The following is a 6,584-nucleotide window of genomic DNA, read 5'->3' on the forward strand; positions in this document are numbered from 1 at the left end:
TCCAGGGATGCAAGGGCCAGGAATGCCAATGGGAATGAAAAAGCCTGGCTGTGGTTGTTGGAGAGATTAATATTTTTGTAAGAGCTGGTGTGACCAGCTCTTAGTCTACATAGGAAGGAAGAAATGATGAAGGTTCTAGCTGTAACCGGGTATAAACCAATGGAAATGGGTATATTTAAGATAGATGACTCTAAGATAGAATATGTGAAAGAAACGATTAAGAGACGGCTAATACCATTAATTGAAGAAGGGCTTGAGTGGATTTTGTTATCTGGTCAAATGGGGGTAGAAATTTGGACAGGGGAAGTTATACTGGAATTGAAAGAAGAGTACGATATTAAAGTAGGTATATTCCCACCATTCCTTAATCAAGAACAACGATGGCCTGAAGCTCAACAAGAACAATACCACCTCCTATTAGATTCAGTGGATTTCACCCAACCCTTGTATCAGAAGGAATATGAGGGGGCTTATCAGTTTAAAGCAAAAGATCAATGGCTGCTTGATAAAAGTGATGCTTGTTTGATTCTTTATGATGAAGAAACAGGTGGCAGTCCAGGGTATTTCTTGGATAAAGCAAAAGCTTATCAAGAAAAACATGAATATGAGATTTATATGATTACCCCGTTCGATATTGATGAAACCGTACAAGAAATGATGATGGAGGACCCGGCATATTGGTTAAATTAAATTGACATACATTCCTTCTTCTGCAAAAATTATGATAAGTGCATTAAGTCTGAGGTGAGAGAAATGGATTTAGACCGTATTCAGTTAACTGGAAAAGAAATACTAGATAAGGATTTTAAAACTGGAATTCGTGGATACAACCAAGAGGAAGTCGATCAGTATTTAGATGTAATTATTCAAGATTATGAAGCATTTCATCAAGAGATTGAACGCTTAAAACAAGAAAATGAAAGACTGAAAAAACAATCCGACCAAACCACGCGTACAAGACAGCCCTCCTCTACGGGACAAGTGAATTATGATATTCTACAACGTGTGTCGAACTTAGAGAAGGCAGTATTTGGTAGGAAGTACGCCGACGAGTAAATAAAGTAAAGAGTCATGTTATCGATTATACGAGTCACAATTTCAAAAAGGAATATTCGGTAGCTGTTATACTTTTTTCCATTATTTACATTGTGAATACACTAGTAAGTTATGCTATAATTAATAATTGTAGTTATTGACTCATTCATAAAAACAGTCTAAAATAAACGAGCAATTGATAAATACTTGGGTAATCGCTGTATGACTTGCTCATGCAGAGGAAAGTCCATGCTCACACAAGCTGAGATGCTTGTAGTGTTCGTGCTTGACGAAACCATAAGTCAAGGTAGTGTAACAGCTAACGGCAGAGAAATGATCTACGTCCAAACGGATACGATCAGATTATCTTGAAAGTGCCACAGTGACGGAGTTCCATTGGAAACAATGGAAGTGGAACGAGGTAAACCCCACGAGTGAGCAACCCAAAATTAGGTAGGGGCACTTTTCTGAGGGAACGAAACCAACAGGAAAAGACAGGTTTTCACCTGTAGATAGATGATTACCACCAGAGTACGAGGTTGACCGCCGTTTGCAGTACAAAGGTACAGAACATGGCTTACAAAGTATTTATCAGGTCACCTAAGTAGATTGTGTAACCCTTTCTAAAGCTCATGCTTAGAAAGGGTTTTTTATGTGTTACCCTTACCTTAGGGATAAATCTCCTGATGGTAGAAAGCATAATTTTCACAAGAACTTTGTATAGATAAAAAGCTTGCAACTCGGCAAGTTTTCTTTAATAATGGTTACGCTATACATAGAAATTATAAAGATTTAAATCAATAAGGAGTGGAGACGATTGCCAAAAAAAGTTACCTTAATTGCAACAAGTGCTATGGGACTTGAATCCGTTGTTGCCCAAGAGGTTAAGCAATTAGGATATGAAGACGTTACAGTTGAAAATGGAAGGGTTCGTTATACAGCTGATTTATCTGCTATTCCAAGAAGTAACTTATGGTTACGAACAGCAGATCGAGTGAAATTATTAGTTGGAGAATTTGAAGCTACAACGTTTGATGAATTATTTGAACAAACGAAGGCTCTTCCTTGGGAAGATTATGTACCAGAGGACGGTGCCATACCTGTTATAGGTAAATCCGTAAAATCAACACTATATTCTGTGCCTGATTGCCAATCAATCGTTAAGAAAGCTATAGTAGAGCGCATGAAAAAGAAATATGGCCTCGCAACTCACTTAGAAGAGTCTGGACCGATGCACCGTGCTGAAATTGCTATTCATAAAGATCATGCCATGTTAACTTTAGACACAAGTGGATCGGGACTTCATAAACGTGGCTATCGTACAGGGCAAGGTGAAGCTCCATTAAAAGAAACATTAGCTGCAGCCTTAGTTAAACTTACAAATTGGAAGCCTGACCATCCATTTGTAGATCCATTTTGTGGTTCAGGTACCATTCCAATTGAAGCGGCATTAATAGGACAAAATATAGCTCCTGGATTTAACCGCGAATTCGCTGCAGAAGAATGGGATCTTATACCGTATAATTTATGGGAAGATGCTTTTAACGAAGCAGAAGAAGCCGCAAATTACGACCAGCCGCTTTCGATTACAGGGTATGATGTAGATCAGCGAATGATAGAAATCGCTAGAGAAAATGCCTTAGAAGCAGGTTTAGGAGAATTAATTAATTGGAAGCAACTCCAAATTAAAGATTTCAAACCTACTCAACCTAATGGTTATATAGTAGGTAATCCTCCATATGGTGAACGTTTAGGTGAGAAGGAACAAGTGGAGCAAATGTATAAAGACCTCGGTCACATTATGCAAGATTATCCTTCTTGGAGCGTGTACATCATTACTTCCAATGAAGACTTTGAAAAACTATATGGTAAAGAAGCCAGCAAGCGTCGTAAGCTTTATAACGGGTTTATCAAAATCGATTATTATCAGTATTTTGGGGAACATGAAAAATAAATCACTTAAGAAAGACCAGCGATTATTAACTTATAAAAGCTGGTCTTTATTTATGTATTAATGTAATAAGGTTAAATAGCTTACCAGACTTTGGTTTATACATTAGATTAGAAAAAGGTGAAAACCAAGAGGTTATTGTTTTATTATTTTTTAGATTATTTGTATAATAGAAAAGAAGCAAAAATTGGATGTTAGACAATAATTATATAGGGATATTAGGAGGAAGATTATGGGGGAACAATGGAGTCAACTAGAACAACAATTTATGGACTACACAAAAGAAATGAGTCAATACGAGGAAGCTATTGGTCTTATGTTTTGGGACTTGCGTACTGGTGCGCCTAAAAAAGGTCTCGAAGGCCGCTCGGATGTAATAGCGACATTATCCCAAAAGGCTCATGAAATGGCTACATCTGATGAAATGAAGGGATACATAGATGAATTAAAAGGAAACACAAATGATCCCATCATCCAAAAAAGTATAGAAGAATGTGAAAAAAACTATAATCAATACTCAAAAATCCCTTCAGAAGAGTACAAAGAATATGTATTGATTCAATCTAAATCAGAAGCAGTTTGGGAAGAAGCAAAAGAAAAGAATGACTTTGAGATGTACCGTCCTTATTTAGAGAAAATGGTTGAATACAATAAACGTTTTGCAGAATATTGGGGTTATGAAGGTCATATTTATAATGCTTTGTTAAATAATTTTGAACCTGGAGTAACGGTTGATGTTCTAGATGAAGTGTTTCCAAAGGTACGAAAGGAACTTACACATTTATTGCAAAAAATCCAATCATCAGAGGTTAAACCTAATCCGTCTGTGTTAACTGGAGAATTTCCTAAACAGGATCAACAAAACTTTAGTTTAGAAGTTCTTAAGCGAATGGGATATGATTTTGATGCAGGACGTTTAGACGAAACGGTGCACCCATTTGCGATTGGTTTAAACCAAGGAGATGTGCGTGTAACAACAAAGTATGATGAAGCAGATTTTCGTACCGCTGTATTTGGAACTATTCATGAGGGCGGACATGCTTTATATGAGCAGAATATTGATCAACAACTAGCTTATACTCCTTTAGCTGGCGGGACATCAATGGGCATCCATGAGTCTCAATCGTTGTTTTGGGAGAACTTTGTAGCAAGAACAGAACCATTTTGGAAGAATCATTTTGATTTATTCTTATCGAATGCTCCAGAAACATTTCGATATGTAGATTTTTATGAGTTTTTCAATGCAGTAAATGAAGTGAAACCATCACTAATACGTATAGAAGCAGATGAACTTACCTATTGCCTTCATATCATGGTTCGGTATGAATTAGAGAAGGCACTAATTAATAGTGAAATAGAAGTGAAAGATTTACCTGAACTTTGGAATAATAAGATGGAAGAATATTTAGGTGTTCGTCCTACTTCAGACAGTGAGGGTGTTATGCAGGATGTTCACTGGTCCGGTGGCGCATTTGGGTATTTTCCGTCATATGCATTAGGATATATGTATGCAGCGCAGTTCCATAGTGCCATGAAACAAGAAATAGATGTCGAAGAGATTATTGGAAAAGGTAACTTTGAACAAATTCGTAGTTGGTTAACTGAAAACATCCATCAATATGGCAAGATGAAAAAGCCACTAGAAATTCTAGAAGATGTGACTTCTGAAAAATTAAACCCTGATCATTTAATCAACCATCTAACCGAGAAGTATCAAAAGGTTTATGATTTCTAATACGTAAGGCAACCTACGAAGGATGAGAATACTGTGCTTCCTTCGAAATTTAAAGCACCTTCTTCGGACAAAAGTTTTTTGGTTATATATGCTTGTGTTTATCTTTTTTGTAATTGCTATCGCTCTAGTTTTGGTTTGATTTAACGTTGTTGTGTATCTCAAACGAATAATAGTAAGCCACAATCCTTGGGTCTTAGGATTGTGGCTTTTTTACCTTCTAGTGTAAACTATAAGACAGACTGTTTGTTTTAATTCAAGGTAGGTAGAAAAGAGGGTTTTTATGGGCAAAGCTTTAAATCGTTTGTTTGCAATTCTTATATGTACATATGCAGTGATTCACTTTATTGTGTACTTTTCGAAAAGCGAGACATTTTCCATTAATTTATCTCTCATAGGAATATGTGCATTTTTACTATCTTTTTTCTTTTTAAAAATACAAAAAGCATCCATATCCCTCTTCTTAACTACAGTTGCTGTACTTCTCCATATGATCTCTGGTTCGTCCCTAATGGAAGGGTTTTTATCTGGTTTTCGTGTGATGAGTGGACTTATATCATTATTGATTATTGTACCAATGATAAGCTGGGTATTACGTGAAGAGTCTTATATTGAATCAGTCATTCACTTTGCCCAAAATATACTGAATACGAGTCGAAGGTTTTACTTTGGGATGATGTTTATAACACAATTGATTTCATTTTTCTTGTTATTTGGTGCTATCCCTATGGTGTATCAAATGGTTAATGATTTCTTACATAATCAAAAAGGAGAGGCATGGGAGAATTATAAAAGTACAGCGATATTAAGAGGATTTGCTTTAACAACAATGTGGGTAGTTAGTATCCCAAGCTTTTTATTTGCTGTTGATCATCTTGGTGCTTCCTTGCCTTTGTCAATGCTTCAGGGAGCGTTGCTTTCATTAGTTGGGATCCTCTTATCGACTATGTTTTCGTATTTTCAAGAACAGAAATACGGTGTATCCATTACAGAGGGGATTAAAGAGGAACTTGAACGGATTGGAAACAGTTCTAATAATCAGTTTAAGGATAAACGATACGTGTATGAATTTGCTATTTTATTCATTTCTTTATTTGGAACTATTTTTCTTATTAAAGGCTTATGGAACGTGAAGCTCTTATTATTAATTCCGATTACGATTATCGTTTGGATTATTATATATTTCTTGGTAAAAAAACGAGCTTACAAATTAGGAACTTATGGAAAACGCTTTGTACAAGAAGACCTTCCTAAACAAGCACAACAGTATTCTATACTTCTAGCTGCAGGATTTCTAGTTGATTCCGTAAAAAAATCCGGAGCAGGTACCTATATGGTTGATGGGATGTTTTATGTTGCAGATGCAGTACCGTTCTTAAATTTCCTGTGGATTCTTCCACTAATTGTAGTGTTGTTAGGTTTTATTGGACTAGGTCCACTAACAGTCATCGTATTAGTATCAGGAATCTTAGAAGGGGTTTCCCTTCCTTATCCGCCAGAAGTTATTGTAATAGGGATTACTTCAGGTAGCGTAATTTCCATTATGCTATCACCGTTGATTCTACCTGTTATTGTGCTTAGTACAACCAACCAGCTTGGAACGATAAAAAATGGTTTTCACTTTAACATAGGTTATGCCATTTCCTTTTACTTTTTGGTACAACTGTATATTCAGGTGGTTGTTCATGTATTCTTTTAAACTAAGGCTCGCTGAAAGTTTATTATTGTTATTGGAATCAACTAATAAAATAGCCTTATTCCAGATAAGAAGCATGATCTGGGATAAGGAGTTTTGGTGCTGAGTGGTTGATTCGTTAGGAATTCACTCGCTTTCCGCGGACAATCGGTGAAGCCTCCTCGTTCGGC

General features: G+C 36.3%; 5 protein-coding genes and 1 other RNA gene. All 6 read left to right on the top strand.

Features of this window, described 5'->3' with window-relative positions; all coding sequences use genetic code 11:
- Positions 1 to 123: 123 nt before the first annotated feature.
- The 6 genes from N782_RS20020 to N782_RS20040 all read left to right on the top strand — a co-directional run bounded on the left by N782_RS20020 (position 124) and on the right by N782_RS20040 (position 6,417).
- On the top strand, positions 124 to 690 hold the full coding sequence (locus N782_RS20020) for an SLOG family protein (protein ID WP_338048278.1): 567 nt from the start codon (positions 124 to 126) through the stop codon (positions 688 to 690).
- 63 nt (positions 691 to 753) lie between these two features.
- Positions 754 to 1,056: a cell division regulator GpsB gene (gpsB, locus tag N782_RS20025; protein ID WP_036824665.1), complete on the top strand. Its 303-nt coding sequence runs from the start codon at positions 754 to 756 to the stop codon at positions 1,054 to 1,056.
- A gap of 182 nt (positions 1,057 to 1,238) precedes the next feature.
- Positions 1,239 to 1,620, top strand: an RNA gene (rnpB, locus tag N782_RS21195) — RNase P RNA component class B.
- A gap of 232 nt (positions 1,621 to 1,852) precedes the next feature.
- The gene (locus N782_RS20030; protein WP_036824668.1) at positions 1,853 to 2,989 is read left to right on the top strand and encodes a THUMP domain-containing class I SAM-dependent RNA methyltransferase; all 1,137 of its coding nucleotides are present in this window, start codon (positions 1,853 to 1,855) and stop codon (positions 2,987 to 2,989) included.
- 229 nt (positions 2,990 to 3,218) lie between these two features.
- A complete protein-coding gene (locus tag N782_RS20035) occupies positions 3,219 to 4,721 on the top strand; it encodes a carboxypeptidase M32 (protein ID WP_036824670.1) in 1,503 nt (500 codons plus the stop codon).
- Between the two features lie 280 nt (positions 4,722 to 5,001).
- The gene (locus N782_RS20040; RefSeq protein ID WP_036824672.1) at positions 5,002 to 6,417 is read left to right on the top strand and encodes a hypothetical protein; all 1,416 of its coding nucleotides are present in this window, start codon (positions 5,002 to 5,004) and stop codon (positions 6,415 to 6,417) included.
- Positions 6,418 to 6,584: the final 167 nt, after the last annotated feature.

Origin of the sequence: Pontibacillus yanchengensis Y32, assembly GCF_000770635.1 — a bacterium.
Classification (GTDB): domain Bacteria; phylum Bacillota; class Bacilli; order Bacillales; family BH030062; genus Pontibacillus; species Pontibacillus yanchengensis.

What these genes read in the sequence shown, in the direction of transcription:
- N782_RS20020 (WP_338048278.1), top strand. Translation starts at nt 124, where the DNA reads ATGATGAAGGTTCTAGCTGTAACCGGGTATAAACCAATGGAAATGGGT.
- gpsB (WP_036824665.1), top strand. Translation starts at nt 754, where the DNA reads ATGGATTTAGACCGTATTCAGTTAACTGGAAAAGAAATACTAGATAAG.
- N782_RS20035 (WP_036824670.1), top strand. Translation starts at nt 3,219, where the DNA reads ATGGGGGAACAATGGAGTCAACTAGAACAACAATTTATGGACTACACA.
- N782_RS20040 (WP_036824672.1), top strand. Translation starts at nt 5,002, where the DNA reads ATGGGCAAAGCTTTAAATCGTTTGTTTGCAATTCTTATATGTACATAT.